Origin of the sequence: Enterococcus sp. DIV2384, from assembly GCF_050534975.1 — a bacterium.
GTDB lineage: Bacteria > Bacillota > Bacilli > Lactobacillales > Enterococcaceae > Enterococcus > Enterococcus faecalis.
In genome coordinates this window covers 506,375-523,200 of sequence record NZ_CP172905.1, presented here as the reverse complement: position 1 = coordinate 523,200, position 16,826 = coordinate 506,375, and the positions used below count along the sequence as shown (strand labels likewise).

General features: G+C 36.2%; 18 protein-coding genes. 1 reads left to right on the top strand and 17 read right to left on the bottom strand.

The window, feature by feature from the left end; genetic code table 11:
• Positions 1 to 26: 26 nt before the first annotated feature.
• The 13 genes from IGK54_RS02575 to IGK54_RS02515 all read right to left on the bottom strand — a co-directional run bounded on the left by IGK54_RS02575 (position 27) and on the right by IGK54_RS02515 (position 13,490).
• Positions 27 to 1,475 (bottom strand): helix-turn-helix domain-containing protein, encoded by a 1,449-nt coding sequence (locus IGK54_RS02575; protein ID WP_002358731.1) that lies wholly within the window; start codon positions 1,473 to 1,475, stop codon positions 27 to 29.
• Between the two features lie 3 nt (positions 1,476 to 1,478).
• Positions 1,479 to 1,928 (bottom strand): hypothetical protein, encoded by a 450-nt coding sequence (locus IGK54_RS02570; RefSeq protein ID WP_002363200.1) that lies wholly within the window; start codon positions 1,926 to 1,928, stop codon positions 1,479 to 1,481.
• A gap of 201 nt (positions 1,929 to 2,129) precedes the next feature.
• On the bottom strand, positions 2,130 to 3,224 hold the full coding sequence (locus IGK54_RS02565; RefSeq protein ID WP_002361272.1) for a DUF916 and DUF3324 domain-containing protein: 1,095 nt from the start codon (positions 3,222 to 3,224) through the stop codon (positions 2,130 to 2,132).
• 75 nt (positions 3,225 to 3,299) lie between these two features.
• Entirely contained in the window at positions 3,300 to 4,040 is a 741-nt protein-coding gene (locus tag IGK54_RS02560; protein WP_002355609.1) for a WxL domain-containing protein, read from the bottom strand.
• Positions 4,041 to 4,062: 22 nt separating this feature from the next.
• The gene (locus IGK54_RS02555) at positions 4,063 to 6,162 is read right to left on the bottom strand and encodes a lectin-like domain-containing protein (protein ID WP_430603164.1); all 2,100 of its coding nucleotides are present in this window, start codon (positions 6,160 to 6,162) and stop codon (positions 4,063 to 4,065) included.
• A 19-nt stretch (positions 6,163 to 6,181) separates the two neighbouring features.
• Complete coding sequence (locus IGK54_RS02550) at positions 6,182 to 6,961, bottom strand: WxL domain-containing protein (protein WP_002355607.1); 780 nt, start codon at positions 6,959 to 6,961, stop codon at positions 6,182 to 6,184.
• Positions 6,962 to 6,977: 16 nt separating this feature from the next.
• Positions 6,978 to 7,709 carry a WxL domain-containing protein gene (locus IGK54_RS02545; protein WP_002361269.1) on the bottom strand — a complete coding sequence of 244 codons (732 nt, stop codon included), beginning with the start codon at positions 7,707 to 7,709 and terminating at the stop codon, positions 6,978 to 6,980.
• Positions 7,709 to 8,092, bottom strand: a complete 384-nt coding sequence (locus IGK54_RS02540; protein ID WP_002386955.1) for an LPXTG cell wall anchor domain-containing protein — start codon at positions 8,090 to 8,092, stop codon at positions 7,709 to 7,711. Before IGK54_RS02540 ends, IGK54_RS02545 begins: the two co-directional genes overlap by 1 nt.
• A gap of 178 nt (positions 8,093 to 8,270) precedes the next feature.
• Complete coding sequence (locus IGK54_RS02535; protein ID WP_002379122.1) at positions 8,271 to 9,221, bottom strand: rhodanese-related sulfurtransferase; 951 nt, start codon at positions 9,219 to 9,221, stop codon at positions 8,271 to 8,273.
• 235 nt (positions 9,222 to 9,456) lie between these two features.
• Entirely contained in the window at positions 9,457 to 10,167 is a 711-nt protein-coding gene (locus IGK54_RS02530; protein ID WP_010713876.1) for a DUF1003 domain-containing protein, read from the bottom strand.
• Positions 10,168 to 10,265: 98 nt separating this feature from the next.
• Entirely contained in the window at positions 10,266 to 11,432 is a 1,167-nt protein-coding gene (locus IGK54_RS02525) for a serine hydrolase domain-containing protein (protein ID WP_010777421.1), read from the bottom strand.
• 152 nt (positions 11,433 to 11,584) lie between these two features.
• Positions 11,585 to 11,965, bottom strand: a complete 381-nt coding sequence (locus tag IGK54_RS02520; RefSeq protein WP_002363195.1) for a VOC family protein — start codon at positions 11,963 to 11,965, stop codon at positions 11,585 to 11,587.
• A 133-nt stretch (positions 11,966 to 12,098) separates the two neighbouring features.
• Positions 12,099 to 13,490 (bottom strand): L-cystine transporter, encoded by a 1,392-nt coding sequence (locus IGK54_RS02515; protein WP_002355598.1) that lies wholly within the window; start codon positions 13,488 to 13,490, stop codon positions 12,099 to 12,101.
• Positions 13,491 to 13,787: 297 nt separating this feature from the next.
• Here IGK54_RS02515 and IGK54_RS02510 point away from each other — a divergent pair, with 297 nt between their 5' ends.
• Positions 13,788 to 14,123: a hypothetical protein gene (locus IGK54_RS02510; RefSeq protein WP_002366186.1), complete on the top strand. Its 336-nt coding sequence runs from the start codon at positions 13,788 to 13,790 to the stop codon at positions 14,121 to 14,123.
• A 46-nt stretch (positions 14,124 to 14,169) separates the two neighbouring features.
• On the opposite strand, the gene IGK54_RS02505 is transcribed toward IGK54_RS02510, so the two are convergent.
• The 4 genes from IGK54_RS02505 to pnuC form a co-directional block, all read right to left on the bottom strand.
• Positions 14,170 to 14,556 (bottom strand): DUF1149 family protein, encoded by a 387-nt coding sequence (locus IGK54_RS02505; protein ID WP_002358717.1) that lies wholly within the window; start codon positions 14,554 to 14,556, stop codon positions 14,170 to 14,172.
• Between the two features lie 111 nt (positions 14,557 to 14,667).
• Entirely contained in the window at positions 14,668 to 15,099 is a 432-nt protein-coding gene (locus IGK54_RS02500; RefSeq protein ID WP_002398115.1) for a hypothetical protein, read from the bottom strand.
• 349 nt (positions 15,100 to 15,448) lie between these two features.
• Positions 15,449 to 16,093, bottom strand: coding sequence for a deoxynucleoside kinase (locus IGK54_RS02495; RefSeq protein WP_002355594.1), 645 nt, complete (start codon positions 16,091 to 16,093; stop codon positions 15,449 to 15,451).
• Between the two features lie 8 nt (positions 16,094 to 16,101).
• Positions 16,102 to 16,800 carry a nicotinamide riboside transporter PnuC gene (gene pnuC / locus IGK54_RS02490; protein WP_002355593.1) on the bottom strand — a complete coding sequence of 233 codons (699 nt, stop codon included), beginning with the start codon at positions 16,798 to 16,800 and terminating at the stop codon, positions 16,102 to 16,104.
• Between the last annotated feature and the right edge of the window lie 26 nt (positions 16,801 to 16,826).

Here is a 16,826-nt window from a genome sequence, read left to right as displayed (position 1 = left end):
CTTAAACACAAAGACAAGCGATGATTCTATTCGATAGGATCACCGCTTGTCTTTGTTGATTCTTTTTGTTGTTGATATTTTTCTTCTTGAATAGTCAATAATGATTGCGTTAAATTGACCCAATCAATCGAACGAGGTGGATCCAGCCAAACCATAACTTTACTCTGTTCTTCTTGATACAAGTTATTTAAATTGGTAATCACCACATCTGGTAAGGTATCTGATAACGGGTCAATAATTTCTACATTTAAATTCACATAGACGGATAAATTTTTTTTGATGAATTGGTTATACTCTTTTCCATAAGAAAAATCAATTAGGACCTTGGCTGGCTCTGCAATTAAATGAACCGGAACATGATTAATTAGCAACAATAGATAGTTAAAAAACAAACAGTGATTGGCTTTCGCAATTTTTTTATGTTTTGCTGTTAACCAACGAATATATTCAATTAAATAAAAATAAAATTCCGGATATGTTTGCTTAAAAAACTGTAAATCCATTTCAAAATCGTCAAACATATTAATCGGAAAGTAAATAACATTGAAATGAATAATTGCTAACCCTTCTTCTAGAGTATTCCTTGTTGACTCCTCTAAACAATTAAATGCTTTTTCAAAACTTCCAATGAAAACACGAGTTAGGCTTTCAATCGTAGGATCTTCGTGAATGACATATTTTTTCTCTAGTTTGCCATGCAAATACAAGAAAAAAACAATCGTATACGTTAATGATTTTGAGGCCAATGCCCATGCCACTTGCGATTTTTTTATTAGTTCCTCTGAAAATGTATTCAGTGCACGCGTATCGATCCCTTCCACCGCACGTCCTTCGTTGTTAATCATAATAGCTAAATAATGGAAAAAATTGCGTCGCTCATAGGTGGTGAAAGTATAGTTTAACTCAACAGACTGTAATACACGTTTCGCTTCATTATAAACTTTTACCGAATATAGTTCGGAAATTGGTTGATTGGAAAGCGTGAACAATTTATACAAAAAAAATGAAATTGCTTTTTGATTGCCGACAATTTCCCGTTTACTAAAATAGATCTGATACTCCTTTAAGGCTTTTTTTAGCCGCTGTAAGGTACTATACGCCACAGAGGTGCTGACATGATTACATTCAGCAAACTTTGTCAAACTATAATTTCCTCTAAAGTAAGACAACACTAATTTAAAAGAGAGCGATTCTGTTAAGTATTTCGTGAGCAAAAGTTTACTTGAATAGTTTCCATCAATTTCAAGTGTAACATCTACATCAGAAACGACTAAAGTTAAGCTGTCGCTTAACTTTAGATTGTCAATATCTGCTTTTAATTTTTCTAATGTTTTTTTGACTAAAAAATTCGACATTGATAATTCTTCGCGAAGTGCAATAAAAGTACCTGATAGCGTGGGACTTTCTTCTAAATGCCTTAGCAAGGAATAACTTCGTTGATCTTCTTTATTTAAAAAAATTTCATAATTCATCATTTATCAGTTCTTTCTCCCATAAATAGCCGTTCCTACTAATTCCCGTATGAAATTCAAGTAAAAAGTGTTTTGCCCCTCCGTTCCAGCACCGCCTGTGCTATTTGGTACAATGGTGATATGGCTAGCATCAAATAATTCATCCGTGAAAAATACTTGATGCTGACTTTTCTTGGAAGAAGGCCTTTCTTCATTTGTTTTTGGATTATTGGTTGTCACTTCTTTTTTACTAACGTCTTCGCTACTTTCTTCCGCTTGCGTTTCGCTAGTCATAGTACTTTCATTTGTTTCTTCCATTTTTTCTGGTGTGCCAGTATTCTCAATCGGATAAATTTCTTCTGTTGGATTGGTCGGATTATAAATTGGATTCCGTTCTTCTGCTGCTTGCACATTGGTTACTTGAAAAAACGAGAGTAACAATGTACTCCATAATAGTAAATGTTTGTATTTATCCATTTTTCTCACATATATTGCCAAATACTTTAGCTACATAACAAAACAAAAAATATAACTAGTAAAGTGGTATCAGACGATATTTAACAATACTCCTTCTTATTATTTCTTTTTTTGAGTTAGGTTTGTTGAATAAACTGCATGTTTGATAAGCAAAAACAAACAAAAACGTTGCCGATGATCAAATCAAAAATTAACTACTCTTTATATTTCTCTTTCGTTTTTTTCCTGTTTCTTTTTTCGCCAAATCAACCAGGCAATGATTAAAATCACTATCAATAATAGTAGTAAGCCAATCATCAAATATAAATTCGAATGATTTTCTTTTAAGGTGACATCTTTTTCATTTAATTCTTTGGCAACTTCACCATTAATTGTAAAGTCTTTTTCAAATTGCCATTGATTTCTAAAAGATATCGATTCATTGTTTATTGATTTTTTAAATGAGCCTGCAGCATCTTTATTCCCAACAACGGTCATAGACAAATGGTAATCTCCTGGCTTAAGTGGTTGCCCTTTTAGCGCAATGGGAACAGAAAAATTGGTATTTGGTGCAATTTGCATGTTTGCTTTTTCCTCTTTATATAAAACTTCTTCATGTCCCTTTTTGGTAATCTCTGCCGAAAAGGCAACTTGGTTAATATATGTTTTTTGATCATTTTGTAGATTGACTAAAATCACATTTCTAGCATTAATCTGTCCTGGTGAGACTTTTTTCAAAAGTAAATTCGGCTCAACCTTTTTTTTGTTTTGTTGCATCAATAATGCAACGACATACGAATATTCATTTTTAATGGATAACCCCTGACTCTTATCGTCTTGGCGTTTGCCTTCATCCGACGTTTCTTCTTTAAAAGTGATACCACTAGCTAACACTCCATCAAAGGGTGTATTAGGCATTTTGACGTTAATAGAAACCGTTTGTTCACTTTTCGGTTTTAAACGAACTGAGCTAGGGTATTGAACGTAGTCTTTTATATCAAACGCTAAACTTTGATCTTTTTTCCCCTTATTTTCACCATACTCCACGATTACATTTGAATTGGTAATGGCACTATTGATGGAAATACCTACCTTTACTTCTTTATCTGTATCATTGCGCAAGTTCACTTTCAACTCAGTTTCTTCATTTGGTGCTAGTAATAAATCAAAGTAAGTTTTTTCTTTATCTACTTGTTTTTCTGATGGAATAGGCGTAACCGCAAAATTAAATTCACTGGCAAAACCATTGCTAGGTACTAACGCTAAAAGAATTAGTAGTATCGGAAAAAAAAGAAATCGTTGTTTTTTTCTGTTCAAATTATTTACTCCTTTTCTATATGTAGTGAATAGCAGGTAACCATGTTCCCCGCTATTCTTCTTTTTAAAACTCGTTTAATTTCCTGGAGCGTCTGTCAACGTCCATGTTAATTTTGTGGCGTATTTTTCAGCGTATTTGGTTGTAGAACCTGGAACAGTTAACTCAATACTTTTAGCAGCTGTAGTTGCATCTGTTCCCCAATCAAATAAATAAGTTCCTGCACCGTTTCCTTTCGCTGCACTCATTACATCTGATTGACTACCATCTGAATTTAGCGTGATTGTGGCTGGGCCTGTTGGTTTGCCTGAATCTGAAGCAGTCACTACATTTCCGTTTTTAAACGTGATAGCTGCCCCAGTCAATTCTTTACCAGAAGTTGATTTAAATTGTCCTTCTTGTTTCACTTTTAATGACCAGCCAGCTTCGGTTCCACGGTTATCTGTTACTTGGACATAGTTAGGCCCTTCTTTGACTTCATCGGTTGCGCCTACTGTCTTGTATTTTTGGGTAGCAGCAAAATAAGTCTGATCCTTCGACGTGATTTTTTGAACACCGAAGTCTAGACTTGACGCATAATCAATTGACAACGGACCGTTTGTTCCTGGATTAGGACCTTCAGGATCTGTTGGGTCAATAGGATCAACTGGATTAGTTGGATCCGTTGGGTCAACCGGATTAGTTGGCTCTTCACTTGGTGTAAATTCTACGATACCATTAGATGTATAACTACCGCCATCTTCTGCAAAGGCTTGAGAAGTCATACCTAAGCTCCCTAAAATAAATGTGGATAAACATACTGTTGTTACTTTTTTCATTTTCTTTTCTCCATTCTTTTCTTTAATTTCCTGGCACATCTTCTAACGCCCAAGATAAACGAGCTTTAAATGTTCCAACTCTTTGATAAGCTACAGGAACATTGATTTGAATTCCTTGTTGTTTTGATTCATCAAGTAATGCTGTTAAATCTGTTTCACCTTTCTGATTACTTTCTAAAAGCGTAATTGCCTCATTTGTAATCTGAGAGCTTCCAGCAGTTGAAACGAAAGAAAAAACATCTGGCATTACAATTGAATCATTTGTTAACGGTTGCGTTTGCTTTAGTTGCAGGCGCCAATTATTTGCGTTACGTTCATCCACGACTTTGAGTCCTTCGGTGGGATGCCCAAGTTTAATTAGTGGTTGATTACGTATCTTTTCCGTACCAAAAGTAATCTGTTTTGGTGCCTCTTTAAAATATAGTTCCCCTAAACGATAGTAAAAATAAATATCTTTTGTTTCCTCTGTCATTGTTCCTTCCGCATTGCCCGAGTCTTTTGTAAAAACATAGCCAGAAATATCTAGGGGTTTTTCTTGATAGGGTGCACCAATTTTCCCTGTTACACTTTTAGGTGGAGCAATATCTTTACCTTCCGCGTCTTTATAAAAAACGGTTACTGTTTTTTCTGTTGGTTTAGGAATAGTAATCGTTACATTATTTGACTTTTGCAGTAAGGTTCCTTCTTCATAATAGTCAAAGTTCATAGTTAAAACTTTTTCGGGCGTATTATCTTGAAGGGTTGTTTTTAATTCAATAATCATGTCCTTCTTTAAAACTAGGTAGTCATTTAAAGCAATTGTTAAGTGATTCCCTGTTTGTGTCAGATCTTTGGCTGCTACCTTTTTACCATCAATCGTTAATGAATTTTCTTCATATGCTAATTCATCAGGTAAGTCAATGCTTACTTGCGGTTGACGATCTTCGATAAAGTCATTGTCAATATTCAACGTATTCCGTAGTCTCACCTGATCATTTTTCACTGCTTCAACAGCTGAGCTAAATTCCTGACCATTCACGCTAAGGGCTGCTTGTGACGTAACGTTGGTAGGAATTTGTGTCATTGCTAAAGCATTCTCTTGGTATTTGCCACCTGTGGATGATGTAAAGCCCCAATAAACCGTTGTTGCGCCAAATTGTGCATTTAAATCTGAAACTACATACGTATTCGTGCCCACACCTTCTAAATCATATGTTAATGCTTTGGCTGCGGCATTCCAATGAACAGTCAACATGCGCCAGGTTCCATTAGATAGATAGGTTGGCGCAACGGTGACACCTGAATGCTCCCCTGTATAGCTATTGTTATTAGCTTTCGGAGTGACAAAAGCTAAATGTCCATTTCCCTTATCTTGTGAAATTTCTCGGTCCATTCGGTTGGAACTACCAGTATTTTTATAGGTATCAAACTCAATCGATAAGGCATTTCTAACATAAGGTTGACCAGCTTTCGTGGAGTATGCACCGATTCCCATCCCAGGTGAACCAATGACTTCTTGAGGCGTTGTGGACATTCTAGGATCATTCGTTAAGGTAAAGGTCATACCATCACCAGCATTTGCATACTCGTTTCCTAAATACAAATAACTTTTAAAGGTAAAATCCGACAATAAACTGATTGGTTTTTTTGACCAAATAGCTCCTTTTTGTGATTTAACAGCTGGGTTTAGTTGTAATAACTTCCCACCTTCTAAAATACTTGTTGCATTTCCAATTGGCTCTTGAAATACCTTGTCGATTGGAATGATATTAGGATCATCAGGCAATGAAGTAGCGTATGGCGCAGCCAACATGCGCGGCTGTGGTTCAACTATCGCCGATTCCGTTGCACTGTTATCGTCATCCTTTTGTTGTTCGCTAGGTTCTAAAGTAGCCGTTGATTGGTCTGTTTCTGCTGGATGATTATCGGTTGTTGTTGTCGTTTCTAGGGAAGGTTCTTGCTCTAATGTTTCCGAGTGAGAAGGAGCGCTAGTTGCCTGATCATTGGCCGATTCCTCCACTATTTCCCGATTGACTTCGTTGATATTTGTCGAAGGATTACTAATCGCTTCGCTAGTAATAGGCGCAAGGATTAGTAAGAATAAACTACTTGCCAAAAAGACTAGGCTTTGTTTGTTTCGCATCTCTCTTCACCTCTACTTTTTAAATTCCTGGTACATCCGTCAACGTCCACAATAATTTTGTTTGATATTTCACGGCATCTTTAGGGGTTGACCCTGGTACTGATAGCGCAACATCTTTTGTAACATTAACATTGTGTACCGTATTGGTTTCATCGCGTTCTGCAACAACTTCTACTTTGCCCCAATAAGTAGCCCAGGTTCCTGCACCGGTTCCTTGCTTCGCAGCTGCCACTAGCGATGCGGTTCCTGGAACAAGGGCAATCTTATTTGTTGCCTCTGGTTTCACAACATTTTGCGCATTACTATTAACGGTCGGGTTAGCTAAAGAAATTTGCGCACCTGTCAACTGACTATTTAAAGTCGCCTTTGTTGCTTTAAATTGCTCCTTTTGCGTAACCGTTAAAGACCAACCACTATTGGTTCCTCTATTATCAGAAATTTGCACAAAATTTGGTGTTTCTTTTTGATTTTCTTGATATTGCTGTGCTCTTGCAAAATATACTTGGTCTTTATTCGAAATACGATTTTTCCCAAAGTCAAAACTTGAAGCATAATCAATAGACAGCGGTCCTTGGGTACCAGGATTGGGACCTTCTGGGTCTGTCGGATCAATTGGTTTGACTGGCTTTTCTGGATCGGGATTTTCTGGATCAACCGGCTCTGTCGGATCTACGTTCGGAATAAATTCTACTAAACCATTCGAACGATACTCTTTTGGCTCCTCTGCCTTCGCTTGTAAGGACCAACCAGCAACTGCAAATGTACTGCATAGAACGATTCCTGTGAATTGTTTTTTCATTGCTTTTCTCCTTTATTTAATTATTAGCGGGAGTATCTTCTAATGCCCAAACTAACTTCGTTGAATATTGTTGTGCAAGCTTTACAGATTTTCCGGGAACGAATAGTTGGACAGCTTCTTTATTTGTTGCTTCATTTGAACCAAAGCGATAAACCCAAGTCCCAACACCTGTTTCTTTTTTAGCGTTCATCGCTAGATTATTATTTACACCAGGTGTTAAGGAAATAGTACTACTGACTTCAGTAGGTTTATATTTTTCATCCACCATTGAGGCAGCTTCTGCCTTTGTAAACGTCAATTGAGCGCCGACTAGTTCTTCTCCAGTAGCTGTTTTAAATTGTTCAGGTTGGGAAAGCGTTAGTTTCCATCCTGCTAACGTTCCTCTTTTATCAGTTACTTGTACATAGGTTGGTTTTTTTGAACCATCTTTCATTTCATCTGGCGCAGCATAATACGTTTGATCTGCCGTAGAAATCTTTTGTGTACCAAATTTAAATTTTGACCCATAATCAATTGATAAGGCACCACCCGTTCCTGGCCCTGGAGGATCAATTGGGTCTACTGGATCAGTAGGATCGGGATTTTCTGGATCAACAGGCGGTGTGATTTCATTATCACCTGCTTCAAAAGTAATTGTGCCTTCTGTATTGTATTCTTTCGGAAAAGTTTCTGCTGCTGATGCGTTTATTGCTTGAAACCCTACGCCTAAAAGTATGGTTGCCGATGTAAGTAAAACAGTTTTTTTCATTAAATAAACTCCTTCTCTCGTTTCATTTTATTAATTAAATAAATGACTATCCCCAACAAACTAACTCCTATCAAGGAATACAGCGGATTTTCAGACTCGCCTGTTTTAGGTAAAACTGCTTGTCCAGAAGCAGCTAAATTGTTTCTTCCCTGTTCTTCTGATTGTTGGGTATACGCTACGTCATTTGACTCTTTTTCATTCTCATAAACGTAGGTACCATAGAAGCTCGCTTGACCATTTGATTCATAATTATTTTCTTCAGCCATAACGCTTTTTGTTTGCAACCCAATGATCAATAGCCCTAAACATACCAAACTAAACCTTTTTATGATTTTCATCTGAATTCCTCCTTCCCCATTTTCAACATTGACTGGCCCAGCCAATAAACATTATATAAAAGAAATATTTATTAGATTTTTTTATTTTTTTCAGACGCTTTTAAAAAATAAAATGGTTTTAGCTAAGAAAGCTTTAAAATCAACACTTTTAAAGACAAAAAAATAAACAAAAAAACTTCGAAAAATAATTTTCGAAGTTTTTTTGTTTATTTTTTTATTATTTTTATACTTCAACCGCTTCTAACAAAGCTAAACGTTCAGCAACTTCTGCTTCTGTTAAATTATGTTTTTTTACATAACGGTTGGCAGGATGCTGGCTACATTCTAATGAGCAGCCACCTAAATGTTTATGTTCATTTTCTTCTGAAGTTAAGATTTGACGATTACATTCTGGGTTTGCACAGTTAATGTAGCGTTCGCAAGGTGTCCCATCAAACCAGTCTTTCCCAATAACTTTTTTATCAACATGATTAATTTCGACACTGATTCGGTCATCAAAGACATACATTTTGCCGTCCCAAAGTTCGCCACGTGTTTCTGGATTTTTTCCATAGTTGGCGATACCACCATGCAATTGAGCAACATCTTCAAATCCTTCTTTTAATAACCAGCCAGAAAATTTTTCACAGCGAATCCCGCCAGTACAATAGGTAACAATTTTTTTATCCATAAATTGTTCTTTGTTCTCGCGAATCCATTGTGGTAATTCACGGAAGCTACGGATATCTGGGCGCACGGCACCACGGAAATGACCTAAATCATATTCATAATCGTTACGAGCATCGATTACAACAGTGTCTTCGTCTAATAAGGCTTCTTTAAATTCTGCAGGTTCCAAATATTTCCCCGTCATTTCTAATGGATCAACGTCTTCTTCTAAGTTCAACGCCACTAATTCAGAACGTGGGCGAACAAACATTTTGCGGAACGCCATTTCTTCTGCTGGATCAATTTTAAAGAATGTATCCTTAAAGCGCTCATCTGCTTGCATTGCTTCCATATACTTTTCTGTTTCTTCGACAGTACCAGATAACGTTCCGTTAATCCCTTCTGTCGCTACTAAAATACGGCCTTTTAAGTTTAATGATTTGCAAAAGGCTAGATGCTCTTTCGCAAAAGCTTCTGGATCTTCAATTGTTGTATATTTGTAATAAAGTAATACTTGGTATTTCATCTTGTTTTCCCCTTTTGTATAAAGTCATTCTATCCCATTATACGGTGAATGAAAAAGGGAAAGCGATTATTTTGCTTGTGTATTTACACACAATAAAAAAAGCCTGATAAACGGCGGGAACAGAACCAACTCCTTCGGAAATAAGCCGAAATTCTCCAAAAATTAAAGAGCAATTTTCGGAAATTTCTTCTTATTTCTCGGAGCTAAACGGTTCTGTCCCGACCTCTTCTATATACTACTCCTTTTCAGAAGTCGCGGCGAGTTGTTCTTGCAATTCACCTAAAAGTTCAATTTGAATATTTTGGATTTTTACCAAATTTTCTAGTTGATTATTGATAATATAATCCATTTTCTCATGTAATAAATTAATTTCTACTTCTGCTTTTAAGTTAATTTTATAATCATTATTCGCTTGTTCTCTATCACGGGCTTCTTGTCTGTTTTGACTCATCATAATAATCGGTGCTTGGATAGCTGCTAAACAAGATAAGGCGAGATTTAGCAAAATATAAGGATATTTGTCAAATGGTTGTCCCAATAAAGTGGTAGAGTTAATCACGATCCAAGCAATCAACACGAAGCAAAAGAAGCCAATAAACACCCAGCTACCGCCAAATTTAGCAATGGTATCCGCTGCTCGTTGGCCAAAGGTTAATTTCTTTTCCATCTTTTCATTCATATTATTGGAAATCAGCTTATCTTCTTTGATATGTTGAACCACCAATTCATTCAGTTGTTGGATTTTTTCAGAATCATTTGCGACCAATTGTTTCATGTAATCCAAACGATAATTAAGTAACTCCGCCAATGTAATCATCGATTCAGCTGTCAATTGTGGATTGTTTTGGAGAATAAAAGCTTGCGTTTCCTGTTCTATATCTTGAAGATAAATGTTTTTTTTCGTTGATTCACCAATAACAACTTGTTTATTTTTTGATCGCTTCATCTTCGTCACTCCCTTTGATTGTTCTTCCCTTTATTTTAATATAAAGTCTCTCAGAAGAAACCTAAAAAGGCTTTGGAGTGATCGTTGTTGCTTCTGCTTTAAAATTTAACAGTTAAATTGGTTACATCATGGAACAACGAACCAATTAATTCTTTGTATTTCGCTGGATTCACACAATTAGTTAGCAATATGATCCCAGTTTTCATATCTTTTGAAAATAAAGCTAGGGCTTGTTGACCCGCTTCAACTCCGTGTAAACGTAAATAATTATCATGAACATAGATGCCGCCATGATAAGAGCTTTGCTGAGAAGACGTCCATAATTTTTGCAAAAGTGCGGTGGAAACTAAATGTCCACTCGTTAATTGATGTAAGTACCAATACAAATCACCTGTCGTCATATCCACATTACCAGTCCCAAATTCATGGGCAAAACTAGCTGCAGGAATTGAGAGCACTTGGTTATATGAATTATCTTCTGTCCATTTATAACTTGTTGAATTATTGGGCTGTTCCAATAAGGTTTCATAGAAGCCAAAATTCTTTAAACCAGCCGTTTTGTGATAAAAATTATTAAATAATTCTTGATAGGTACGTTGATACATTTTCTCTAACATTCCTGCTAAAAGGACAAAATTTACTGGGGAATAATTGTATTTTCCTTTATTGACTTGAATGGTATTTTGTTTAACAAATTGAATAATTTCTTCATCGGTAACGATATCATTAGGCATTGCTGATAACTTCAAACCGCTTGTCATATTCAACATATCGCTAATCGTAATGTCTCCAGCACCTTGAACTTGCGGATAAAACGTAGCAAGTTTTGTATCTAATGTAAGTTTACCTTCTTCAATCGCTTTTAAGATCAAGGTTGTGGTAAAAGATTTTTGAATCGAGCCAATCTGAAACCTTGTGTTTGGCGTGTTGGCTTGTTGCTTTTCAAAATTGGCAAAGCCATATCCTTTATTTACTAAAACCTGACCATCTTTAATGATCAAAGCCGAACCAATATAATTTGTTTCTTGAATTTTTTGATCAAGTTCGCCACTATCTGGTGCAACTATTTCTTTCGTTAAATTCGCATAATTATCACTTCGGCGATCTTCTTCCAAGACCACTTTCGATTCTTGACTAACTTGTGAATCTCTAGTGAAAAAGAACGTTTTTATTAAATAACCACTACCACCAATCACCACCAACAAACACACTATAAAAAGCCAATTCACTCCTCCATGTCTTTTCTTTGCATGTCGTTTACGCATACCGCTTACCTCCGCCTATTCTATTAACAGCATTATCATACGCTATATTTTCATGAAAATTACAGATTTTAGTAAAATTTATAAAACTTTCAACTTTTATAAAAAACAGCTTGGCACCAGAATCAATCTAGATTCCAGTGCCAAGCTGTTTTTTATTTACTTTCTTGCCCCATCACAGCAAAGTAATTATCATCGTTATCTGCAAAATTAAAAACTAAGCCTGTTGGCAATTGAACCATTTCACCAACAGTAACGCCAGCCTCTTGCATTTTTTTATAGAGACCAATGATATCATCGCTAGCAAACATTAAAGAAGGGGTATTCCCCGCCACTTCTGGTGAATGTTTTTGAATAAAGGCCAAATCATATAAAACAATAATCGTCTCTGCTGATTCACTTGGCGCAATTTCTACCACCAATGTGCCGTCAACTTCCTCTCTTTCCTTTTCAACAAAGCCAAACGTTTGCCAAAATTGACTAGATTCCTCAACATTATTCACATATAACATAATCTTTACTTGGTTTGAAAACATTCCTTCACGTCCTTTTGAATTTAGTTAACAACTTATTATATACGTTCTTTTAAATAATTACTGCACTTTCGCTTAAAATCAAAATAAAAGTGTTTGAGCAAGACATTGCTCAAACACTTTTCGTTTTATTGATTTAGATATTTGCATCTAAGACAACGTCGCGATCATTTAAGACATCACGATCTAATTCATGAATACGAGCACTTGTTAACACGCCTGCAACCATACTATCGTTAACGTTAACAGCTGTCCGCGCCATGTCAATAAGTGGTTCAACTGAAATTACTAAACCAACAATTGCAACTGGTAAGTTCATTGCGCCTAAAACGATTAGAGAAGCAAAGGTTGCTCCGCCGCCGACACCGGCTACGCCAAATGAACTGATTGTGACAACTGCTACTAACATTAAAATAAATTGTAAACTAAAGACATCAATTCCAACAGTTGGTGCAACGATGGTTGCTAACATAGCTGGATAAACGCCGGCACAACCATTTTGTCCAATAGATAAACCGAAACTACCAGCAAAGTTTGCTGTGGCATCATCGACACCTAATGCTTTGGTTTGTGTTTCAATATTTAATGGTAAAGCTCCTGCACTTGAACGAGAAGTAAAAGCAAAGCTCAAGACTGGAAAAACTTTTTTTAGATACGTAACTGGGTTGACTTTTAAAGTAATTAAAATCAACATGTGAATGGCAAAAACAATAATTAAGGCCACATACGATGCCAACACAAATTTACCTAAGTTAATAATCGCAACAAAATCACTTGTTGCTACAACATTAATCATTAACGCTAACACGCCATAAGGGGTCAAGCGTAAAACTAAGGTAACAATTCGCATGGTAATTTTATATAAACTATCAATTAAATTTGCAAAAAATTCAGCTTCTTTTGGCGCTTTACGACGAACGCCTAAATAAGCGACACCAACAAACGCAGCAAAGATTACTACCCCAATGGTACTCATTGGTCGTGTTCCCGCAAAGTCAGCAAAGACATTTTTAGGAATAAATGAAACGATTTGTTGTGGAATCGTCAAATCTTGAATCGCATCTTGACGCGTCGCTAACTCGGCAATTCTTGACGTTTCTGCAGCACCTTGCGTGAATTTTGCCCCTTGAAGGCCAAACGCTAAGGTTGTTCCAATCCCCACCAAGGCAGCTACTGCTGTTGTTCCTAGTAAGGTGGCTAACACATTAAAGCTAATTTTTCCTAATTTATTGGATTCTTTCATTTTTGTAAATGCACCTACGATAGATACAAATACTAACGGAATTACGAGCATTTGTAGAAACGCTACATAACCATTACCTACAATTCCGATCCATTCCATTGATTGCGTAGTAATTTTACTGTCTGTACCAAAAGCAAATTGAATAATTGCACCTAAAACAATCCCCACGCCCAATGCTGAAAAGACACGTGTTGAGAATTTTAAATGTTTCTTTTGCATTTGGTAGAAACCGAATAACACAGCAATAAATGCAAGGATCACTAATACAGTGATGAATGTTGTCATTTTAGTTCCTCCCTATGTTTTTAATGACAAGTACATCAAAGGAAGTAAAGGTTCCCGGTACTCACTCTCCAGTAAATACCCTGAAAACAGCAGACTGTTTCCAGTGATAGTTCTATTGTACCTTATTTTATAGCAAATAGTGGGATAATTTGCTTACTTTTTGATAGAAAATAACCGTTGCGATAGTTTAAAACTATCACCAAGTGTTGTTTTACTAGTCACTGTAAAAATAATTTGTTTTTTGTCCTCTTTCTTTTAAGCTGACGTGGTATACTTAGTTCTAGGAGGTGTAAGCGTATGCAAAAAATTTGTTGGATCCTTTCTGTCAACCGTGATGGAGCGACGTTATTTGTGGGAAGCCCTGCAAATGCGGGTCCTTGGCTCTTTTCAAATAAAGAGCAGCAAAACATCAAAGCCTTTTTTCAACCAACCTATGAAATTGACTTTATCAGTTATGATGTTCTTTCAGAGGAAGTACCAGAAGCTGCGTTCATTTTGTACAATGAAATGCTCGCTCCCTATCTTCCCGAAAAAATCACCAAAGTTGGTCAGCCGATTGCTTATGTGGATATCGCTACAAAAAATTATGAACAGTTTAAAAAAGCTTTGGTTGCTAAATCTTCACAAGAATAAAAACAGCGTTTATAACGGAATCCGTTATAAACGCTGTTTTCAAAGTTTAAGCTTCTTCTGATTGTTGAAAATTCAATTGAACACCTGGACGATCCAGAGCAATTTCAGTTACTTCATAAGATAAACGTTCGACGATGCTAAATAAAGGACGCACAAGTTCATCGACTTCTTCTTGCGAAATATCTTCTTGTTTTTCAATTTTACGATCAATAATGTGATTAATTTGGCTAATCGCCCCTGATAAAACAAATTCGTCAAAGACAATTCGAAATTCTAAGCGAGCAACAAGTGCTGAGCTGTTTTCTGGATAATTTTCTTCTTCTACTTCAATTGGTGAAAAACTGACACGTAAATCTGTCTCTACTTCTGAATCAGGTACTCGCATATCATAGTGATACGCTTCAACAATTTCTTGTTGGCGTTTAATTTCCATTGTTTTTTCTCTCCTTTTTTAACAAGATATTCCCCTTTTAGAATATCCAATGGTTCTTTTCTCAAGTATACCACAAGTCCGAAAGTTGCCTAGACCAAAAAATACAGAAGGTCAGACTTTTTTGATAAATTGATTTTGGCAGTTTGAACAAGTGACTTTGATTGTTCCTCGTCCTTTCGGCGCACGTAATGACTGCTGACATTTTGGACATTTAAAATAACGATACTCTTTCTGAGTCAGGTGTCGCTTGCGAAAAGCATGAACCTTTTGCATTAGGCGTTGTTTTCGAAGAATAAACCGTTGATTTTCATTCAATCGCGGGTGAATATGTTTTGAAAAAAAGCGATAATACACGTAGGCGACTGTGATTAAAATCAATAACCGAACCCAAAGATAGCCAGTAAAAATATTGATGAGCGCCAGCACGACACTTGTTAGCAACAGCGTTCGATTCAATTCATCGAACCGGGCATAACGTCCTTGTAAAAATCGTTGCGCTTTTTTGCGCCAACGTAGAATGCGTTCAAACCAAATTTGGCCCATTTATCTTCCTTCTTTCGAGTATTATTTTTTGAATAAATGATTGATTTACAGAAACTTTCAATCAAAATTTACACTTACTAAGTCCAAATTTTGAACAACTGTCGGTTATTTTCGATGGTATACTTCTAGAGAAGTCAGGTCAACCGATGAATGACTTCGTTGATAATAGCTACCGCTATTTTATACAAACTTAAACTGTCGATGGATAGATTATCCGATTTTAACTTAGGGGAAGGTTAAAATCCGATTCTATAATTTAGCACTACACTCCTTTATTTAGTAGCAACTTTAGCCTATCTATCCACATTTTAAGTCAAAAAGAAGCAAGTCCGGACTTGCTTCTTTTTATTTATCTTTCTAATTCTTCAATTTTCTTCTCAATTAACGCCAAGACATATTGACACGCTTCAGGATCTTCGACAAAATCATATTTATCGCCATCAATTTGAATTTTAGGACTTTCATCATAGTCTTCGTACCATTGATCATAACGCTCGTTCAACATTTGATAGTAATCATACAACGTTGGATCTGTCTCAATTTGTTCATAAGGACGGCCACGTTTTTTGATGCGTTCTAACATTTTGGGAAATGAAATACGAATGTGAACTAACAAATCAGGTCTTTTTTTATGCGCAGCATAAGGCAATTCTTGGAGCATATTTTGTAATAAGTCATCGTACACTTTGACCTCTGTTTCGTTGGCACGACCTAAATCTGCATTTAAATGAAAAAGTAATGAATCTTCATAAATCGAGCGATCCAATACATTATTTTCATGCGTTAATGCTTGTTTAATACTATCAAAACGTTTATTTAAAAAATAAATTTGTAATAAAAATGCGTACTTTTCCGGTTCCGCATAAAATAAAGGTAATACCTCATTATCATCAACTGATTCGTAAAAGGCTTCTGAACCTAAACGGTTTGCAATTAAAGCTGTTAAACTAGATTTACCAGCGCCAATCGTACCTGCTAAAACAATCACTGCCATCGAACTCCCTACCTATTTTTTTCCATTTTATTTTTTATCTTCAACCAATTAAACATACCAAAAATTGAGTTAAAAGTATACATACAATACATAACAAATATCGCATAATCACCACCAGCGTGCGTCCCTGCTCGGAACCATAACAAAATTGAAAAAATATTTCCTAGTAGCCAAAACACGAATTGCGATTGATAACGTTTAATCATCAATAACATCCCTGTCGCTGAAACACTGAACGTGATTGCATCTAATGTTTGTTGCGCATCATTTACAAAACCTAACAAAATATATGCAGCTACGCCAATGAGCAGCCACGTGAAAAAGGCATACAACCACTGAATACCTTTTAAAACTTTTACTTCGGTTACTTGACCCGAGCCATCTTCGCTAGCCCGAAGCCAAGCATAAAGCCCTGTAATGTCCATAATAATATAGAAGCTTTGTAAAAGAACTTCCGCATATACCCGTGTCACTAACCCAAAATAGCCAATAATCACTGCACTGATTAACCCAAAAATGTAATTGCTGACTTTTCCTTGGGCAATTAAATTCACACAAATGATGCCGGCTAAACCACCTACTAACGTAATCCAATTCGATGGATTGATAGCAAATGCAATCAACTGTACCCCCACCATCAAAGCTAAAAACAAGTAACTTCTCGTTTCCCAACCTTTAAAATCATTCACCAAAAAATTCTTATTCACGACAAATTTCCGACCTTCCTAAAACC

Bases quoted from the DNA above. Each gene is read 5' to 3' on its own strand.
- IGK54_RS02575 (WP_002358731.1), bottom strand. From the start codon at position 1,475: ATGATGAATTATGAAATTTTTTTAAATAAAGAAGATCAACGAAGTTAT.
- IGK54_RS02570 (WP_002363200.1), bottom strand. From the start codon at position 1,928: ATGGATAAATACAAACATTTACTATTATGGAGTACATTGTTACTCTCG.
- IGK54_RS02560 (WP_002355609.1), bottom strand. From the start codon at position 4,040: ATGAAAAAAGTAACAACAGTATGTTTATCCACATTTATTTTAGGGAGC.
- IGK54_RS02555 (WP_430603164.1), bottom strand. From the start codon at position 6,162: ATGCGAAACAAACAAAGCCTAGTCTTTTTGGCAAGTAGTTTATTCTTA.
- IGK54_RS02550 (WP_002355607.1), bottom strand. From the start codon at position 6,961: ATGAAAAAACAATTCACAGGAATCGTTCTATGCAGTACATTTGCAGTT.
- IGK54_RS02545 (WP_002361269.1), bottom strand. From the start codon at position 7,709: ATGAAAAAAACTGTTTTACTTACATCGGCAACCATACTTTTAGGCGTA.
- IGK54_RS02535 (WP_002379122.1), bottom strand. From the start codon at position 9,221: ATGAAATACCAAGTATTACTTTATTACAAATATACAACAATTGAAGAT.
- IGK54_RS02530 (WP_010713876.1), bottom strand. From the start codon at position 10,167: ATGAAGCGATCAAAAAATAAACAAGTTGTTATTGGTGAATCAACGAAA.
- IGK54_RS02525 (WP_010777421.1), bottom strand. From the start codon at position 11,432: ATGCGTAAACGACATGCAAAGAAAAGACATGGAGGAGTGAATTGGCTT.
- IGK54_RS02520 (WP_002363195.1), bottom strand. From the start codon at position 11,965: ATGTTTTCAAACCAAGTAAAGATTATGTTATATGTGAATAATGTTGAG.
- IGK54_RS02515 (WP_002355598.1), bottom strand. From the start codon at position 13,490: ATGACAACATTCATCACTGTATTAGTGATCCTTGCATTTATTGCTGTG.
- IGK54_RS02510 (WP_002366186.1), top strand. From the start codon at position 13,788: ATGCAAAAAATTTGTTGGATCCTTTCTGTCAACCGTGATGGAGCGACG.
- IGK54_RS02505 (WP_002358717.1), bottom strand. From the start codon at position 14,556: ATGGAAATTAAACGCCAACAAGAAATTGTTGAAGCGTATCACTATGAT.
- IGK54_RS02500 (WP_002398115.1), bottom strand. From the start codon at position 15,099: ATGGGCCAAATTTGGTTTGAACGCATTCTACGTTGGCGCAAAAAAGCG.
- IGK54_RS02495 (WP_002355594.1), bottom strand. From the start codon at position 16,093: ATGGCAGTGATTGTTTTAGCAGGTACGATTGGCGCTGGTAAATCTAGT.